This window comes from Pseudomonas sp. Irchel 3A5, from assembly GCF_900187575.1.
GTDB classification, from domain to species: domain Bacteria; phylum Pseudomonadota; class Gammaproteobacteria; order Pseudomonadales; family Pseudomonadaceae; genus Aquipseudomonas; species Aquipseudomonas folii.
Genome location: NZ_FYDU01000016.1, coordinates 158,627 through 175,810, shown reverse-complemented (window position 1 = coordinate 175,810; position 17,184 = coordinate 158,627). Strand labels below are relative to the sequence as shown.

Below are 17,184 nucleotides of genomic sequence, written 5' to 3'. Positions count from 1 at the left end.
AGCGCTCTCGGCCTTCCTGCCCGATATTGTAGAAGCTCCCAATCGCTTTAACTGGGCTACCCTGCGTAATCACCCCTTCAAGATGATCGACAAGGAACCGGATACTCATGGCATCACTGGATGACACTTTTCACAGTCTTCACCAGCAGGGTTTGCTGATACTTGCCAACGTGGCGGACGCGGGTGGCGCTCGCCAGGCCGAGCGGCTGGGAAGCAAGGCCGTCGCCACCAGCAGCGCGGCGGTGGCCTGGGCCCACGGTTATCAGGATGGCGACAAGCTGCCTATTGGGTTGTTGAGCAGTACCGTCGCCTCAATGTCCCGAGTGCTCAGCGTGCCGCTGACTGTAGATATCGAAGGGGGCTATTCAGACGACCTTGAGCACGTCGCCAAAGTCATCGCCACCGTCATTGACGCCGGTGCGGTAGGTATCAATATCGAGGATGGAGTCACGCCGCCAGAGCTGCTCATCCAAAAAATCGACACGGCCCGAAAAGTCGCAGGCGAGCGGGGGATAAACCTGTTCGTCAATGTGCGCTGCGACGTTTACCTGAAGAACTTGTTCCCCGTTGAGCAGCGATTGGAAGAGCTACTAAGGCGCGCTGCGCTGTACGCCAGCGCAGGCGCGGATGGGCTATTCGCTGCAGGCGTGGTGGAGCCTCGGGAAATTGCCATGGTGTGTCAGGAATCCACATTGCCAGTCAACCTGCTCTGGCGGCCGGGTCTCGCCACTCCGGAAGCCTTGGCGCAGATGGGAGTCCGGCGATTGAGCGCGGGTTCGGCCATCGCGGAGTTTTTGTACGGGGCCATGGAGGGACTGGCCCGCGGTTTCCTGGAAAACGGTCAACTCAACACCCACGACCTGAAGGCGAAAACCTACGGAGAACTCAATGCGCTAATGGCCTGTCGATCACAGTGATAGTGCTACTCGGCGGAAGACGACTACCGATCCATTGCGCAGGTCCTGCAAGCAGGAAAGCCAGTGAATCAGTCCCCAGACCAATGCATTGTCTGCACTGAAATATGCGGATGACTTTCTAACGGTTCCCATTCATCCAGGAATTCAAAACCCTGCTTTAGATAGAAGTTTGAGGCTCTCGCATTGTCTGGAGAGACGTCGAGAAAAACGCCATCAAATCCTTGGGCCATCGCGCGAGCTTTCACGGCCTCAACCAACTGAGTTGCTAAGCGAGAGCCTCGTGCAGAGGCCGCAATCCACATTCCGATCAAGTTATAGCGATTCGCACTGCTCACTGCGGCACCGACCATTCCGACAGGTTTGTCACTGTCGAAGGCCAGCCAGAATGCTGTTCCGGCTGATGATGCCCTGTCTTTCCACTGTTTGTCAGTGTATTTGGCGGCGGTTTGGTAAGTCACACCAAACGCCGTTGGCGTGTCCAGAAGTGCTGCGAGTCGGACTTGCTTCAAAAGCATCCAGTCTTTTGTTTCCGTCAGTCTAATGTCCATAATCTTCCTGGAAAATCGGCAGCGTCCCAACGTCTTATAAGAGTGTAACGACCTTGCTGGTGTTGCTTGATGTCGAGCTTGGCTGGAAGTGAACCAGTGTGGACGATTGTGACATGCCAGGATCCAGGCGACGGGAGCAGTGACGTCATGATTGATCTACCCTCACACATCCTCGAAAGCATGAATCTCAACCTTTAGCGAATAAAAGCAAGTACGCGCTCATATAGGGCAGCGTCCCGCGTGATCAGTAACAGGCTTGGACAGGCGCCAAGCAGAGCGTGTGTTGGTTGCAGATCCTCAATTTGTGACCAGAACTCTTCGACCTTATTGCTCTCTCCGAAAGGTTGAAATGCGATAGCGCTGCTAAATCTGGAGAGACTGGCCCGATCTGGTAAGCGCTCAAAGACATACCATTCATCAAAGCCCGGCGTGGGCAACTGAGCGACATCTGTAATCATAGGACTGATTACCAGGTCACCTATACGTTGCCAACCGCTGGCTATCTCAGCAGTGCTAAGTTTATGGGGGCCACTATCCGACCAGGCGATTGCCACGTGATGGCTCAGCACGAGCTGAGGAAGCTGGCGAATGACGTCGCCCAGGTTAATGTCGCATCCATTGTCCCAGCTGAGAGCGCTGTAGCCGGCGTGCGTCCCGGTATGCAGTCCGGCTGTCATATATCTTCCTTGCAGGATTAGCGATTGGATATGCCTCAGCACCTTACTCTGGGTGAAGATTACGTCAACAGGCATCCAGAGTTATCGGGATTTAACGGAAGGTCCAACATTCAAAACGCAAAATCCATTTAGATGACACCGACCAAGGTTGTGCCACTGCTAATTTTGGCTTGGTCATTAGAGATGACTTTTTTGGTGATTCAGAAAATCGGGGGTAGACCCTCCCAGTGCTGACCATTAGCGCCAGTTGAAGATCGTGATAGAAGCATTTGCTATGAAGGAGGGTAGGTCAGGTCGAATTCGCGACGTAGATGAGTCCTGATCAGGAAACTCATACGATAAGATGTCTGAAATATCAAAATTTTGCACGGCAAGACCCTCAGCGTTTCAAGCCGATAGCCAGGGCAACTAGCGATGCAGATTATTTACAGTGGCCCAACCCTTGGGTTAGGCCGTTGCCACCCTCTATCCGACCACTTTCTCATCGAACCAGGCATCATTGGTTAATTCATGAAACCGATAGCCGTTCGGTAACCCAAGATACTTAACAAGGTCTGGACGATTAACGGCGAGGTGCTGGGCATGCACAGTCTTCAGGCTTTTGGTATCTCCGTTGTATTGGTCAGTGGTTATCCACCAACCAGACATATGCTCGGGAGAAGAGTATCGCACACCCTCAGTTGCCTCTCCCTCGAGCACGCCATCGGAGATGACGATTAGTTGCTCAAATCGAGATGTAGTGAAATCTGCACCTACTTTCGAGCACATTGCGTGCTGCTCAACCCATAGCCTAAGCGTGGTACTGATGCCAAGCGCATATTCATCCGTTAGCGGCACTTGCTCGAAAAATATCAGCTCACGATTATCGTTCAGCTCCATTTTTGTGATCCAGGACCCATAGCCCAGGGTTTCACCAGAAGCCACCTGATGACCTTCCTCAATGTAACGAGCCACGAGGTCTATGAACTCAATCGCATCATTTCTCAGGTTGGCATCATTGAAATTCACACTTATTTCGTAGCCAAAGCGCTCTAGCAAACCCTCAGATTTCAGTGTCACACCGGTGTTTGTTTCCGCGTTAATAATCTTCATCGAATTCTCCTCGTAGCGCCACGCTCCTGGCCAACCTGTATTCGGCTACAGGTTAAGCAGTGCGGATAAATTCATTGCTCCCCACCGGTTGGATTGAGCGCATCAGCTGGTTGAGGATACGGAATATGGTTCCCACTCCTGGTTCCCAAGTCCGTATCTCCGCATGTATGGCACCCCGTCTCACGACCAATCTCATCCATCCAGTCTCCTTCGTCATGATTCGAACCTCGTCCAGACCCTCGTGCAGAAATAGACTCACCAGCAAAATCAGCCAGGCTGAAGAGGGCTTTTAAGGGCTCTTTGGATGAGTTTGAATCTATTTCGCTGCTGAGTATATTTTGTAGGGCCTATTTCGATCCCGTTGAATGGCGACGGCTATGCCGTTAATGCGGAGAAGGGGGGCATTGACCATGTTATCGAGAGCGCCCTTCACGGCAGTTCCCGACCCAGAAGGACACCACCGCAGCGATAACACACTGGACAGCCGAGATAGCCAAAAGGCTAACTCACCCTTTGGGGTCTATGTGAGAGCGGAGGAAGCCCAAACTGACGCCCTTTGAGAGCAGTGGAAGAGAATGCCAAAAGTTTGCGTTATTAGTCGCAAGTGCATCGCTAAATGAGGGGGGTAAAATGTTTAAGCTGCATGAGGTTTGGAAGTGTGTTGATGAGAGTACTATGGCGATTTATTTTTGTTTCGAAGATCTTGAGCGGAATAAGTTTTGCGTTCAAAGTGTGGAATTTTACAAATCGCCTCTAGATGTTGATCGTGATACAAACGCTCGGAAGCAGACGGCGCAGCTTTTCGTCGAAGAAAATCCTGTGAGTCGTTGCGATTGGGGGGAGTCGTTATTGGAAGCGATAAAGATCCACGATGACTACTTCAGCGAATAGATCCGTCTTTTTCTGATGTGCAGTGCTATTTCTTCATTTAGGTTAGTTCTTTGGAGGGAGGGCGCGATTTCTTATCGCTAAGAATAACGTTCCTTGTATAGAGTTGTGGTTTTTCGGTGGTTTCCATATCCAGTCCGGCAAGGGGGACAAGTCAAGAATCGCCAGATGGCAATTACAAGCAGGTTCTTGGAGCAAGCGGTCAACCTATAGTTGATTGCTTGGGCCGAAGAGGTTATAAACGCCAAGTGATTCAAGAGCAAAAGGCCTCACGGCCATCGACTCGGTGTGACCGCACCGAATGGAAATCCTCATCTTCCGGCGTATCATAGATATGAGTAAATTTACGTATGATGATATAGTTATAGTGTCTGACAGGGCGCCATTGGAAATAAGGCCCGGCGCGCGAGCATGGGTAGTTGGCGTTTCCGACGATCGTCCCGGTGGATACTTTGATCAGTTTCCACCAGGTACTATCTACTTGATTGAGTTTGAGGACGGTTCGTCTCTCGAGGTTCACGAGTCCATGTTGGATTTGATTGAATAGCCGGATAAGGAGAGCCGATGATGGCGCCAATCCTGTTATTAAATAAAACTTGAATCTCGTGATTCACTTGGGAGTACATCCTTAATGGGAACTCCCAAGCCAGCAAGAATTAACTGTTTGGGCATACCGCTCTGATGAGTATCAGTCATTGACGTCATCCTGGAGGCACACAGTGAAACCCGAAGAACTGATCAGCGGAGCCGAACATGTTATTGAAACTATTGGTTTCTGGCCATCGTTTCACGATGCAGAGGTGATCTCTCTTCTGGTATCGCGCGGCCTTCCGGACCAGGGTTCGGCTACGATCGCGAAGCTATGCGTGCACTACCGAGAGCATGATGTAGTTGGCGTTGGTACGGCGGACTTTGAATACGTATGCCAGAGAAGTTTACTGGTTGAGCTGATATTCAGTGATATCTATGACCTTTCACTGACAGATTTCAATCATCAAAACGTGCTCGAATCAATTGACCTGAAGCGATTACAAGATTTATCGATTCTCGTGGATATCGCCTCGATCTGGGGAATTGGCGGAACCATTCGTTGCAACCATGTAGCCGTTGGAGCGGTAACGAATCTACTGTCCTGATCCTCGTCTGCTCTACTTTGTATTCAGCTTCACATTGTCTGGAAGGTCGCCAGGGAAGACTGTTTAGGCTTGAGGTTGCAGCATGCTGCAGCCGTTTTCCTTTGGTGCTGATCGTCTACATTGATCCAGCTTCTCGGTTTTAGCAGGCTAGGTGAGGGTCAGCTCCGGTTGAATGAGTTGTTAGTGCCCATCGACCATCAGGCACAGTTGGGAGGCTTTGCTCGCCGGGGAGCAGGCTCCGATGAACATGAGGTCATCCGAGATCTTCCCATTTGTGTGCCGCAGACCGATAACAAACTCGCGGTCGGTCTGCTGAGAGAGCCTGATGAGAAAAGACACTAGCTCGTTAGCGACGGCCTCACTGAGAGTGGAGGTGGAGAAATTGAGGCCGAGGTTCCAGTCAGGCAAATCATCGGGGCCTAGATCGGGAGTACGTGGGTATTTGTCATTAATGACCGTTGCACCTAGCCCTAGCTTGGCCGAGAACTTCGAGAAGGCCTGTATCAACTGTAATTGGCACCGATCAAGGTCGGATCCGTCGACGTAAACGTAGAAATTAAGCATTGGTGCTACGCCTGAATTTAAGCCACCCTACGATGCAGCGTCGGCTTGAATGGATTGTCAGGCCGCAGCCGCTCCCGCAGGGATCCAAAGATCATCACCCTCAAGATCATAGGTGCGCTGCTCGCAGCCTCCTTCTTTGCAGCGGACATAGGAAAGCATACGGGTCGCGCCATCGTTTTGCGCAACCAGCCAGTAGTAAGCATAACCATCATTTGAAAACTCGCTATCTGGCCAAATTTCGATACTGGGATGAGATGCGCTATGGCGAGAGAACACTTCTGTCGATTTGATCATGGATAGGTCGGACATACTCTTTCCTACGGTCTAACACACGCGTAATAGGCTTGAGCTAGCGAGCATCCTGATTGACGCGATTGTTAATTGTATTGGGGCTCAAATTGGCCAAATATTAAAAAATATCACTAAAAGCCTGTCTCAGGGTGAACTCCTCCCGCACGCTTCTTCTAGGGGCGCAAAATACGGGTGAGGCCACGATTAATTTTATGGCATCGGCGGCGATTAGGATGATCATGTGTCGGTAAGCGTCGGCTTTTGGCCGCAAACAGCCAAAAGCGGCCGGTCCGTCCTATGCAAGCTACGTCCTGCTCCGTCCAGATGTGATACTCGGGCCTATAGCCAGGCTCCTCGTCTAACGTCGCAACGCGCACGATCATTGCAGCTGAGCCGTTACGCTCAGCTGCAAGGTGCGATCCGCAGTGGGAGCAGAAGTGCCGGATCTTGCCAGGAGATGACTCGAAAGCCCTCAATGCGTCCAAGCCTTGAGTCCATTTAAAATGCTCTCTCAGCACCCCAGCAGTGGAGACATAAGCAGCGGCATGGGTCTTCCGGCAGGTAATACAATGACAATGGCTAATTGGCGTATCAATGCTATCGATCTCATAACCTACAGCCCCGCAAGCGCAGCTTCCTTTCATTTCATCCTCCGATTTCGACACAGTGCGAAGATTATGGTCACCATCGTAAATCGAACCAACAAGCAGTGACTAGAATGCTACGCGGAACGCATGCCTCCGGTATCAGGTCCCGCGCATGCTTTCTCCCCTAGGGCGACATGCCAGCGACAGCTGTTCTCAACGAACCCTTTCACTTTGGGGATGGATCTAGGTTTGAACGCCCAGTATGATTCCAGCGATTCAACCCGAGGAGTCCGTCAGATCATTCGTGGAAAGAAATCTTTTCTTTAATGGGAAACATTCTTCAAAGACGCTTTTCGGATGTTTCCAAAAAAGCTGCCCCTTAATCCTCACTTGCTTGAGATAAGTGGAGTGCTGGGTTGGCCAGGATGGCAAGGGTTCAATAGGCTCTTTCACGGGCATACTGATTAGCGGGTGTGGCACCTCTTTGGGTAATTTACTGACGGGAAAAGACTAAGAATGTTCCATATTGAACCGCATCGATACTTAGCAACCATATGGGGAGCTTGGTTTTTGTTCACCATGCTAGCCGTGTTTTCCGCGGGTGTTGTACCGAGTGTGTTAACTATTCCCGCCGCTGTATTTGTGTTGTGGGTAACCTACTGGTGCTTTGACTGCGCGTACCGGACTGAAAGGTTTAGTAAGTATGCCAGTCTTAGGCTGTTTACAAATTTGGGTATTGCCCCTGGATTCGCATTTTTAATGGCGTTAGTCGCGACTTACAAGCAGTTTAAGTTGGGGCTTGGCCTATCGTTACTGATCAGTTGTATGCCGCTAGTTTTCTGCATAATTGTCTATTCATCATTATGTATATGGCGGAGTCCTAGGAAGTCTCTGGTCGTACGCTCGCAGCGCGTCAAAGTCGTTGAGCCAAATCAGGAGAATCGTTGGGCACTCGGTGCTGTTGGGGGCGGTTTGGGAGTACTGATTTATCCAGTTTTCCACGCTTATAGATCGCCAGCGTTGCTGCTCGTCTTTCTATTTATAGTTATTGCCCTATTTATGCTGTTTTACCATCGCACCAGTATCTCATCCCTACGTACTCTGAAGGATCAAGAGGCGCGAGAACACCAGGAATACACATTCATGAATGTTGAAGAGCTTCGTTCAAAGCGCGCGGCGTCCTGGATTGGGCGCATTTTCGCTACCAAGGTAGACCGATGAGTTTGCCAGTGCCAGTTTTCAAAGAGCGCACACTGTTGACGGACCTTCTTTATATGCGGACCCCGCAAAATAAAAGGCTTTTCAAGCTAAATACATTTGCGTCCGGCGGTGAAGAGGAAATGCTGCTGGAGCATTTTTCTGGTTCAGAAGGCCCCTCCCGGTTTTTTCGAGCTAGATTTGGCGCTGCTAAGTCGGAGTTCCGATGTGAAGCTAAAGACACTTATTGGCCGACCAGCGAACGGGCGGCGGCGATCATGAGTTTGATCCAATCGGCGCGTCTCAACGGGCATGATCCGTATATTTACCTGAAGGATGTTCTCACGCGCCTTCCGACGCATCGGGCGAGTGAAATAGACCAGTAACTACAGCATAATTGGCAGCCCGCCTGAGTTACACAAGACCTGATTTCCGTAAACTTACACTACCCCATCCGCCAAAAGCACTCACTCCAGGATCCTGGCTTGTCAGTTCGCTGCGATATTGATAGTGTCGATCCATGACTACCTATTGCCTCACCTCGACCGCCACCACCACGACCGCTAAAAGCGGAGCGTGCGAGGTTTCGTGAGCCGATAGCAGACGAACTTCAAAGGCCCGCCAGTGATGGACAGGGCCTTTTTTACGCCCTTGTGTCGCTGGCTTCAACGCAAGGAGATGCACCCATGTACGCCCTGTTGATACTCGATATCCAAGTCGGGCTTGTTCACGGCCCGGATAAACTATGGCGCTGCGAAGAGTTGTTGGAAACACTGAATACCCTGATGGACAATGCACGCAGCGCAGGCGCTCCGATTTTTCTCGCACGCCACATCGGGCCTGCTGGATCTCCAATCGAACCAGGCAGTCCGCTAACGATGGTTGCACAGGAACTGAAGCTACAGGGTGGGGAAGTGGTGTTCGAAAAGCGGCGGCCCAATGCTTTTGAAATGACCGACTTGGCTGACAATTTGCGCTCTTGTGGCGCAACCGGTGTGGTAGTCACTGGGATGAAAACTCAATACTGCGTCGACAGCACCTGCCGTGCTGCTCGTGATCTTGGCTTCGATGCGGTACTCATCGCCGAAGGCCATACCTGTTCAGACACGCCAGTGATGAAAGCTGAGGACATCGTTGCCCATCACAATGCAACTCTTGACGGGCCGTTCTGCCAGCTCGTTCGGGCTGAGGAGTGGAGCTTCTAGCAGAGCCCGAAAGTGCGGGAGTGCGCGTGAATTGCCGTAAGCACTTGCACCATACGTGCATTCCCGCACGTCCTGAATGAGACGTTAAGTGCCCGCTATGGGTCGATTTTATTGATGGGGAATTGGCCGAGGCGCTGTGCTTCAGACTACGAACACCATAACACTTGGTGATGGGCGGCGAGATGTGTTGCCGGAACGCTTACGTCTCAGATGTTGATGGTGCAATTTACGGAATCGGGAAGCATGTGGCACTGTCTCGTGTGGCACTGTCCAGAGCGAAGTTAAATCTTAAATTTGATAATTTACTGTTCTGATAACCTGCTTCTGGCCGTAAGCAGCCGGTTAAGATGTCCCCCTTTACACTTATAAATGGTGAGCTTGGGAAATCACAGGGTCGACCTTGGGGGTAGACTCCTAGAGTCATGTGGCGTGATCATTGATATCAGTTGATGCTCCCAAAATTTGGACACCATTGGGTGTGGTCTGACATAAATTAAGGATAGAGTTTGTTCAGCAAATCTCAGATTATTGCGATCCCAGTCCTGATTTCATCGGTACTTTTACTTACCGGCTGCCCGCCACCAGCGTCTTTCACCCAATGGAAACGCGCTTCCACTTCTGTAGAGGGCGTCAAAGCGGCAATGGCAGAGTGTGGAGACCCTGTAGGCGGGCCACAAAACCATTTCCCAATAAACGAAGAGGTCATTCACTTTCAGTGTATGCAGCGCCTCGGTTTTACTCGTAGAGACGGCTTTGAATACTGCGAAATAATGAAGAATATGCCAGCCTGCGTCGAAGAAAGGCAGGGCCGTCCGCTCAGTCTGTCCCAGCTCGAAGCATTGCCGTTTGTTGAAGATGAAGCATTTCACCCAATCAAGCCTAATTCAGGCCGGGATGAACGTATGCAGGTCTCATGGCGTAAAGCGGGAGCATCACTCCATTTCTCAGTCCAGATAGCCAATGATAGTGAAGCCCTGCCGGTCATGTATGCGTGCGGCTATGCAAAACCACGGGGGTCAAATCTAGATGTCGCAAGCATCGGAAGCACAGCCAAAGTCCAACGCTGCATGATTGATCACGGCTTCGAGCCCAAAAATAAAAATATGCTGGTTTGCCAGACTTACCCGCAAGTGACGGGCTGTTCGGTGACAACACCACCGAGTCAACCGAGATAGATAGCTTCCTAGGCTCACGACGTTTCAGTTCATTGGGCCAGTTGCGTTTTCTGCATCGATTTAACGGATACCACTTCATCTGTCGCCGCATCGACTGCAGTAGGCCCTTGGCTTAACTGGCGGTCGAGAATTATGATGCTCGGAGGATTATGTCCAACATGGTGTTGAACGTGAGGGAGATGATCTCTTTCGCATTAGGGATTCCAATGCCGATCCCTCCTTTACGGGCGATGTCTTTTGGCCTCAACGTGCCGACGCACATGCCTTCAGCTCATGCCCAGTGTCCAAAACACAGAGATCGAAGCCGTCACTGCGGGTGTAGCCTGCGCGCTTCATACACTCGAAGCGTTCTGCTTTCTGCTCGAGCGTGGCCTTGGGGTCAATGCCGTAGCGATTTGTTGAACCGCACGCCAACATCGAGGAGAGCACCTGCCGCTCGTCCTCGCCAGGCTTCTTCCAGAGCTCCACTTCATCGGTGGGTGGCTGAAACGGCTTGGCAAAACAGGCCGTCACAAGCAGTAGCAGCATGATTGCAAGTGCAACAGGTTTAAGCCACATTCAGGGTTTCCTTATTTTCCACGACTGACAGGCACCAACACATATTTCTTTTCTGTGAGCATCTTTTGCCCGCCAGGGTTACCTGACACGCTGCTCATCCACCTTTAATCAGGTACGATCCTGACGATTCACCAACAACTGAGGTCGTGTCATGCAAGATGGCTTCTGGCCCTTTCATCTCTTTGGTGCCAATTTCGCTACCGAAGCCGAGGCGCAGAAATTTGTGTTTGAACAATGGGAGCCAGAGCCCCCTGAAAGCGCAAGCGAAGCTGAGTACGTTTCGTGGGAACAACGCAATCCGACCTGGAGACTAGCGGAAGATCTTGGGTTCCATATGGATTCAGATTTCGTTGAGCTTGCCGGCGCCCCAGAAGACGTCATAGGGCAAATCCGCAGTCAGTCCGAAGTAGCGCTGCTAGACTCCAAGGCCCGAGAATTCACGCATTTTATCATTGTGGGCTCTAATGCCATCTGGGGCGACCATCGTTCGACCTCTACCCAAGTAGAACCGCTGGTACGCTTGCCGGAGAGAACTGCAACCATTTCATATCTCGGCCTGTTCAACTCAATTTGACTGACCGAAAGCGAACACTAGCTACCGACATCCATCGGCCAAAAATGGACAGCCCCCTGTCGAGTACTGGTTCGGCATAACTCTTACGCTGTCCTTGTTCATTCAGCAGATAAGGAGCCGCCAGAGCGAAGACCGAGGCAGGCTGGACTCATCGCCCGACTTCCACAGAACTCATCTTGTCGCGGGGACCCATTACGCCCTGACACGCGTCAAGTCTGTTCAGAAATGTCTGCCATCATCTAAATAGAAATGTCATTCACGGAGTTGAAAGGTATCCGATGGCATGAGTTGACGATGATTGACCTCACCTGTGGAGCCACTTGCCGAAATGTTTGCGCACTGCCTCGTGATCGAACTTGTCCTCTCCGCGCCAGCATGCAGCCGCTCCCGACCAGTCGCTTCTGCTGTGAATAGGCCGTTCGAATGACGCTGGTTTGAGCACGTCCAAGTGTGCAAGGACGTCGATAATCACCCGCCGCTCGTTCTTTGAAGACTTCACCACGCCTGCCAACCGTTTTTCCAATGTGCCGGCGTGGTCGCCAGGTTGGCTTAGTTCGATGATCTCAAGGATTGCCTGGAGAATTGCTAAATCCTCTTCCTTCGGATCGGGGATGTCGGCACGCAACAGTTCCTGAAGGTCGAACCACGTGTAGATCAACTTGCCGTGGCGGACGCCGCCCCATTTTATGCGCTCGAAGTTGAGGACATTGAGGTTCACATCTGTGTATTGATCGTCACCGACCGTGAGGCCGGGCACCACATCGCGACAAACAGCGCACGTATAACTTGTTGCGGTGACCGTACCGTCTGGAAGGTAGCTGTGACCACTAACAGCCGGCGTGTAGTGATGAAGAGCCATTTGACAGGCAAGATGATATGAAGCCACGCCAGACCGCCAATCCAGTCTTCTTGTGGAAAGACTGGCTACAAATGCACAGGCTGCCTTGGCTGCGGGGATTCGCTTGACCATGTCCAATACCTCGCCCACGCACTGGTCGTGGCCGATGCTCACGGGTTCAAACATCAAGCCTTGAGCTTTTGCATAGGCGAAATCCTGAGATTCCGTCTTCGGGGCAGGAAGCCAGCCATTGCTACCCCAGTATGTTTTAAAAAGTATGTTTTTCGCCTTCTTGTCCATGTGTGCTCCGCTTTTTCCAGTGGTGCGATTGTTTCGCTTCGTAGCCAAGAGGTTTGAGCGACGCCCGCTTGTGGGGAGGGCGTATAAAGCGCCTCGCCGCAGTCAGCCATCCGCCAAAAGCGGACGTTGTCACTGCACCCAGCGTCTAGTAAAAAGGTCATCTCCAGTTCCGGGCACTGAAACGAATTTATGAGTACTGACTATGGTCAACGTGTTTGTAATCGATGCGGCGAATCAATTACTGCTTACTGTCCATCAATTGAAACGCTAGCGATCATCGGGGTTTTCCACGAGAAGGGTAATCAGGCAGTAGTAGATGAGATAGTCCGCCGAGAAAATATTGATCCGAATGTTGTCTGGGAATATTTCCGCCATCGGATGAGGCCTCTGTGCGAGCAAAAAATTACCCGTTGCTCATTCTGCGGAGGGCAGTTGAGGACTTGGCGTGCGCGTCAATGCATGCACTGTTTTAGGGAGTGGCACTGACGCACAGTGATTATCGAGCTGGATTTTCAGATTCTGAACTGCATTCTTAAGACTTCTGACTGACCGCTCTTGGCCGACAGCGGCCTTTCATCGCTGATAGCTTCGACCATCGTGACCAATGACGGACCCCCTTGTGCATTACCGCATGCCGGTTAGTATCGGCTTAGAGATGTTAACAGTGGAATAGCCCAAATGACCCAGCCCCAAACCCATATCGGCAGAGCTGACGAATCTGACCTGGCTGGGATACTAGAGCTGCAGGCTGCCAATCAAATCGCCCAGGGCGGTTCACTTTCTGCAAGCCTGCCTCGCTCGCGAGTGGAGGCGATGATGAGCGAGATGCCTCTGATCGTTGCGCGTCGCGATGGGCGTATCACTGGTTTCCTGATGACCACCACTCGAGCAATGAACGCCGATCTGCCTATCGTGCAAGCCATGTTCTCGGCTTATCACGGTGCGCCCGACGCCTATGTCTACGGCCCGATCTGTGTCGGAGAGCAAGAGCGCGGCAAAGGCTTGGCGCAGAAGATGTTTGCTGATCTGCGAAGCCTTGAACCGGGGCGTGAGGGCGTTCTGTTCATACGCCGGGACAACGAACCCTCTCTGCGTGCCCATCTGAAAATGGGCATGAAAGAAGTCGCGCTTTTTTCATTCAACGGGTTTGAGTACGCTGTTTTTTCTTATGTCGGATAGTCCGGGCGACTACGTGGCGAATTGATTTTGGCAGGTCTGTGCATGAGAAAAATAAGTACCAGCGGCAAGCGAGTCAGGGGCGTTGCTCGCCGCCTTCGTGCATTGGAGCGTTGGGCCTCAAGCTTCAGTGATATTTATTACCCTCGTTCTGAGAAAGGGGAAAAATATAACAACTTTAAAATCCCGGTCGATATGTCGTTGGTACAGGGTTCTTGGGCCAGAATCGAAGTTCAGGCGCTCTGCATTCAACAGTTGCTTGAAGCCGCTGCCCATCTGTCCAGAGCCGCCGACCGTTCGCAGGGTTACTATCGGGTCGCATGCATTTTTGTCTGGCCTTGGGTCCACCAGAGTGAGGTCACGGTTTTTTATGATCGAGATTATTACCTGAGCTTTTTAGGGCAAACCAATGCCCTTAAGCCTGATTTGTTAAGCCAGACGCTTGCATTGCATCTGCCCGAGCATTTTGTGGAGCACGGGCATGACGTGACCCAGCCGGACGACGAAGTCAAGGTTCGATGGTGGTGTATCGGGGAGCCAGCGTGATCGTATCGTCAGTCGCCTATTGCGCAGCAAACACCACCCGAGCGCTGTTTCTTCCGAGAACCTGAGCCAGATCGCCTGCATCCTCCACCCGGCCAATCCGGGTGTACGAGTAGGGCGAGTCAAACGTCAGGTAAAAAAGCACCAGCGTGTTCGAACCGTACAGCATGAGATCACCGTTACGGATCACGCCCGGACGGAATGGTGCGGTGGGCAACTGCTGCGACAGGGTCACGTGTTTCTCATTGTCGTTCAGGTCGGGCATGTCCAGAGTGAGCGGCAACCTCGCAGCGAATGCCCGGCCAGTTTCGTTGTCAGCGAGAGTGACAGTGAAACGGCGCTCGCCAACCGTCATCGATATGCGTTGCTCATTTGTTCGTGTGGACGTCGTGGTTGTTTCCGCGACGGCCGCGTTCGATATGACCTGAGCGCCAAGAGCCATCAGGCCAATCATTACGCGCAGAGCACTTTGATGTAAGCGATGTAATCGGGTCATGAATATCTCCTTGTCGAGAGAGGCGCAGGATATCCAGCGCGTATGAGTCAATTCGCCGTGTCAGTTGATGCTCGCGATAAACCGGACGCGGCCCGCGCCGCCAGCATCGCAAGCACCGCAGCGACCATCAGCAAAGCAGCGCTCAATTCGAAGGTGGCCCTGTAGCCGCTCAGGTCGAACACGAAACCGCCAACCGTCGCGCCCAGTGCGATTGCCAACTGAACAATCGCGACCATCAGTCCGCCGCCTGCTTCTGCATCGTCAGGCAGGGTTTTCGCCAACCATGTCCACCAGCCCACCGGCGCGGCAGTGGCAACCAGTCCCCAGAAGCCCAGCAGTACCGCTGTGGCAACCGATGAACTGCCGAATGAAACCAGTGCCAGTGCAATTACAGCCATCAGCATAGGGATGACAACCAGTGTTCGATGCAGGCCGTTTTTCAGAAAAATTTCGATCAGAAATGTGCCCGCCAGACCGGACAGGCCCAGGATCAGCAGCATCAGTGAAAGCATCGAAACGCTGACATGCGTGACGGTCTCAAGGAACGGGCGCAGGTAAGTGAACAGCATGAACTGCCCCATGAAAAACACGCTGACCGCCACCATGCCCAATGCCACCGGCATCTTCTTCATCAACTGGAATACGTTGGTGCTGCCTTTACTGCCGACTGCTTTCATTGCAGGCAGGCTGAACAGCAGCCAGGCAGAGGCGAGCAGGGCGACCGGCACGACGCAGAAAAACGCTCCGCGCCAACCGATCAAGGCGCCAAGGAAACTTCCCAAAGGTGCCGCAACAACGGTCGCCAGCGCGTTGCCGCCATTGACGACAGCCATGGCTCGCGTCACTTGATCTTCGGGCACTAGCCGCATGGCAGTTGCCGCAGACAGTGACCAGAAACCCCCAATGGCGATGCCAATCAGTGCGCGTCCGGCCATGAATATTGAGTAGTTGGGGGCGAACGCCACCACGGTGCCGGAGATGATCATCAGCAGCGTGAGCGACAGGAGCAACAGCTTACGGTCCACCCGCGCCGCCACTGCCGGGATCAGCAGACTGGTGAACAGGGCGAACAGACCCGACACGGAAATACCTTGCCCGGCTTGCCCCTCGGTAACGTTCAGGTCGGCAGCGATGGGCGTTAGCAGGCTGACAGGCATGAACTCCGACGCGACCAGTGCGAAAGCTGCGAGGGACATGGCGAGCACTGCGCCCCATGAATGCTGATTGTTCTGTCGGGAGGCGTGATAGGTGTTGGTCATTGAATGATGTGTCCTTTAGAGCGTGAAGCGCCGCTGCACCTGAGTCGATGCCGCGTGAGGGGAGTGTTGCCAGTTGGCCTTTGCGCACCAGATGTCATTGATGATCATTTTCCCGGTATGGCGGCAGGCTCTGTAGTGCATTCCACTGACTTACTTGCCTGATCCTCTGAGTCTCTGTTTTTTTGCAGGACGCCTGAATGCCGTCGGGTTAGAGTTCAGTGAAGAGACGCGAGACGAATATGGCGACCAATAAAAACACTGCTGCTCAACACTCGTCGGCACAGGAAAGGCTGGCGCAGATCATTGGCAACCGGATTGACCGTCCGGGTGATTTCGGTACGCCCATTGAGGGGCTTGGCTTCTTCCGCCGTGAGCACCCCTCGCCACCGGTGGTGTGCATGGTCGAGCCGAGCATCATTCTGGTCGCCCGTGGCGAGAAGCAGCTGTGGGTCGGTGGCGAGGGATATCCGTACGACACGTCACGTTTTCTGATCACATCCCTGAATTTGCCTGCCAATTCTGAAGTGCTGGCCGCTAGCCCGGAACAACCCTGCCTTGGGCTGACACTGAAGCTGGATTTGCGCATGCTGGCTGAACTGGCAGCGCAGGGCGGTCTGGCGCCGGTCCGTGATAAATCGGTAGTGGTGGGGGTCGGCATCGGTTCAGTGACCGATGCGTTGCTGGCCTCCTTCGAGCGCTTGCTGGCGTTGCTTGAGGAGCCCGACGCCATTCCGATTCTCGCCCCTCTGATCAAGCGCGAAATTCACTACCGGCTATTGATGAGCGATCAGGCGAGCAGGCTGCGACAGATCACAGCCGTTGACGGCCAAGGCTATCGCATTGCCAAGGCAATCGACTGGCTGAAACTGAATTATGCCTCCGCGCTTCGCGTCGACGAACTGGCAGCCCAGGTGCAAATGAGCGCTGCAACCTTTCATCATCACTTCCGCCAGCTCACCGCCATGAGCCCTTTGCAGTACCAGAAATGGCTACGGTTGAACGAGGCAAGGCGTTTGATGCTCAACGAACACAAGGATGTATCTACCGCGGCATTCAAAGTCGGCTACGAAAGCCCGTCCCAATTCAGCCGTGAATACAGCCGCTTGTTCGGCGTACCGCCCAAGCGGGATATCACGGAGTTGAGGGGGCAAGGTGGTTGACTG

The 17,184-nt window shown here is 52.7% G+C and carries 17 protein-coding genes and 2 pseudogenes; 9 read left to right on the top strand and 10 right to left on the bottom strand.

Going from position 1 to position 17,184, the window contains the following annotated elements; translation table 11 throughout:
* Window positions 1–107: 107 nt before the first annotated feature.
* Window positions 108–917 (top strand): isocitrate lyase/phosphoenolpyruvate mutase family protein, encoded by an 810-nt coding sequence (locus tag CKW31_RS24315; protein ID WP_095100850.1) that lies wholly within the window; start codon window positions 108–110, stop codon window positions 915–917.
* Window positions 918–985: 68 nt separating this feature from the next.
* Here the strand turns inward: CKW31_RS24315 and CKW31_RS24310 are convergent, their stop codons facing one another.
* The 3 genes from CKW31_RS24310 to CKW31_RS24300 all read right to left on the bottom strand — a co-directional run bounded on the left by CKW31_RS24310 (window position 986) and on the right by CKW31_RS24300 (window position 3,234).
* Window positions 986–1,465 (bottom strand): GNAT family N-acetyltransferase, encoded by a 480-nt coding sequence (locus tag CKW31_RS24310; RefSeq protein ID WP_095100849.1) that lies wholly within the window; start codon window positions 1,463–1,465, stop codon window positions 986–988.
* Between the two features lie 194 nt (window positions 1,466–1,659).
* On the bottom strand, window positions 1,660–2,142 hold the full coding sequence (locus CKW31_RS24305; protein ID WP_095100848.1) for a hypothetical protein: 483 nt from the start codon (window positions 2,140–2,142) through the stop codon (window positions 1,660–1,662).
* Window positions 2,143–2,607: 465 nt separating this feature from the next.
* A complete protein-coding gene (locus tag CKW31_RS24300) occupies window positions 2,608–3,234 on the bottom strand; it encodes a hypothetical protein (RefSeq protein WP_095100846.1) in 627 nt (208 codons plus the stop codon).
* 1,607 nt (window positions 3,235–4,841) lie between these two features.
* Here CKW31_RS24300 and CKW31_RS24280 point away from each other — a divergent pair.
* On the top strand, window positions 4,842–5,258 hold the full coding sequence (locus tag CKW31_RS24280) for an Imm50 family immunity protein (protein WP_176469973.1): 417 nt from the start codon (window positions 4,842–4,844) through the stop codon (window positions 5,256–5,258).
* 180 nt (window positions 5,259–5,438) lie between these two features.
* On the opposite strand, the gene CKW31_RS24275 is transcribed toward CKW31_RS24280, so the two are convergent.
* The 3 genes and pseudogenes from CKW31_RS24275 to CKW31_RS24265 all read right to left on the bottom strand — a co-directional run.
* Window positions 5,439–5,822: a hypothetical protein gene (locus tag CKW31_RS24275; protein WP_095100836.1), complete on the bottom strand. Its 384-nt coding sequence runs from the start codon at window positions 5,820–5,822 to the stop codon at window positions 5,439–5,441.
* Window positions 5,823–5,879: 57 nt separating this feature from the next.
* The gene (locus CKW31_RS24270) at window positions 5,880–6,131 is read right to left on the bottom strand and encodes a hypothetical protein (RefSeq protein ID WP_095100834.1); all 252 of its coding nucleotides are present in this window, start codon (window positions 6,129–6,131) and stop codon (window positions 5,880–5,882) included.
* Window positions 6,132–6,418: 287 nt separating this feature from the next.
* Window positions 6,419–6,757 (bottom strand): annotated as a pseudogene (locus CKW31_RS24265) (GFA family protein); the annotation flags it as partial.
* A 1,394-nt stretch (window positions 6,758–8,151) separates the two neighbouring features.
* On the opposite strand from CKW31_RS24265, the pseudogene CKW31_RS24250 reads away from it, so the two are divergent.
* The 3 genes and pseudogenes from CKW31_RS24250 to CKW31_RS24240 all read left to right on the top strand — a co-directional run.
* Window positions 8,152–8,283 (top strand): annotated as a pseudogene (locus CKW31_RS24250) (transposase domain-containing protein); the annotation flags it as partial.
* Window positions 8,284–8,583: 300 nt separating this feature from the next.
* Window positions 8,584–9,102: a cysteine hydrolase family protein gene (locus tag CKW31_RS24245; protein ID WP_095100828.1), complete on the top strand. Its 519-nt coding sequence runs from the start codon at window positions 8,584–8,586 to the stop codon at window positions 9,100–9,102.
* 506 nt (window positions 9,103–9,608) lie between these two features.
* Window positions 9,609–10,277 carry a hypothetical protein gene (locus CKW31_RS24240; RefSeq protein ID WP_095100826.1) on the top strand — a complete coding sequence of 223 codons (669 nt, stop codon included), beginning with the start codon at window positions 9,609–9,611 and terminating at the stop codon, window positions 10,275–10,277.
* A 243-nt stretch (window positions 10,278–10,520) separates the two neighbouring features.
* On the opposite strand, the gene CKW31_RS24235 is transcribed toward CKW31_RS24240, so the two are convergent.
* Window positions 10,521–10,835, bottom strand: coding sequence for a hypothetical protein (locus CKW31_RS24235; RefSeq protein WP_095100824.1), 315 nt, complete (start codon window positions 10,833–10,835; stop codon window positions 10,521–10,523).
* 151 nt (window positions 10,836–10,986) lie between these two features.
* On the opposite strand from CKW31_RS24235, the gene CKW31_RS24230 reads away from it, so the two are divergent.
* On the top strand, window positions 10,987–11,409 hold the full coding sequence (locus CKW31_RS24230; protein WP_095100822.1) for a hypothetical protein: 423 nt from the start codon (window positions 10,987–10,989) through the stop codon (window positions 11,407–11,409).
* 304 nt (window positions 11,410–11,713) lie between these two features.
* Here CKW31_RS24230 and CKW31_RS24225 read toward each other — a convergent pair whose 3' ends face one another.
* Window positions 11,714–12,547 (bottom strand): hypothetical protein, encoded by an 834-nt coding sequence (locus CKW31_RS24225; RefSeq protein ID WP_095100820.1) that lies wholly within the window; start codon window positions 12,545–12,547, stop codon window positions 11,714–11,716.
* A gap of 678 nt (window positions 12,548–13,225) precedes the next feature.
* Between CKW31_RS24225 and CKW31_RS24220 the strand changes: the two genes are divergently transcribed.
* Both CKW31_RS24220 and CKW31_RS24215 read left to right on the top strand, forming a co-directional pair.
* Window positions 13,226–13,726, top strand: a complete 501-nt coding sequence (locus CKW31_RS24220) for a GNAT family N-acetyltransferase (protein WP_141230180.1) — start codon at window positions 13,226–13,228, stop codon at window positions 13,724–13,726.
* A gap of 42 nt (window positions 13,727–13,768) precedes the next feature.
* Window positions 13,769–14,269, top strand: a complete 501-nt coding sequence (locus tag CKW31_RS24215; protein WP_027899308.1) for a DUF3916 domain-containing protein — start codon at window positions 13,769–13,771, stop codon at window positions 14,267–14,269.
* Window positions 14,270–14,285: 16 nt separating this feature from the next.
* On the opposite strand, the gene CKW31_RS24210 is transcribed toward CKW31_RS24215, so the two are convergent.
* Both CKW31_RS24210 and CKW31_RS24205 read right to left on the bottom strand, forming a co-directional pair.
* A complete protein-coding gene (locus tag CKW31_RS24210) occupies window positions 14,286–14,762 on the bottom strand; it encodes a cyclophilin-like fold protein (protein WP_176469972.1) in 477 nt (158 codons plus the stop codon).
* Window positions 14,763–14,809: 47 nt separating this feature from the next.
* A complete protein-coding gene (locus CKW31_RS24205; RefSeq protein ID WP_176469971.1) occupies window positions 14,810–16,021 on the bottom strand; it encodes an MFS transporter in 1,212 nt (403 codons plus the stop codon).
* 239 nt (window positions 16,022–16,260) lie between these two features.
* Here CKW31_RS24205 and CKW31_RS24200 point away from each other — a divergent pair, with 239 nt between their 5' ends.
* Window positions 16,261–17,181, top strand: a complete 921-nt coding sequence (locus CKW31_RS24200; RefSeq protein WP_095100818.1) for an AraC family transcriptional regulator — start codon at window positions 16,261–16,263, stop codon at window positions 17,179–17,181.
* Window positions 17,182–17,184: the final 3 nt, after the last annotated feature.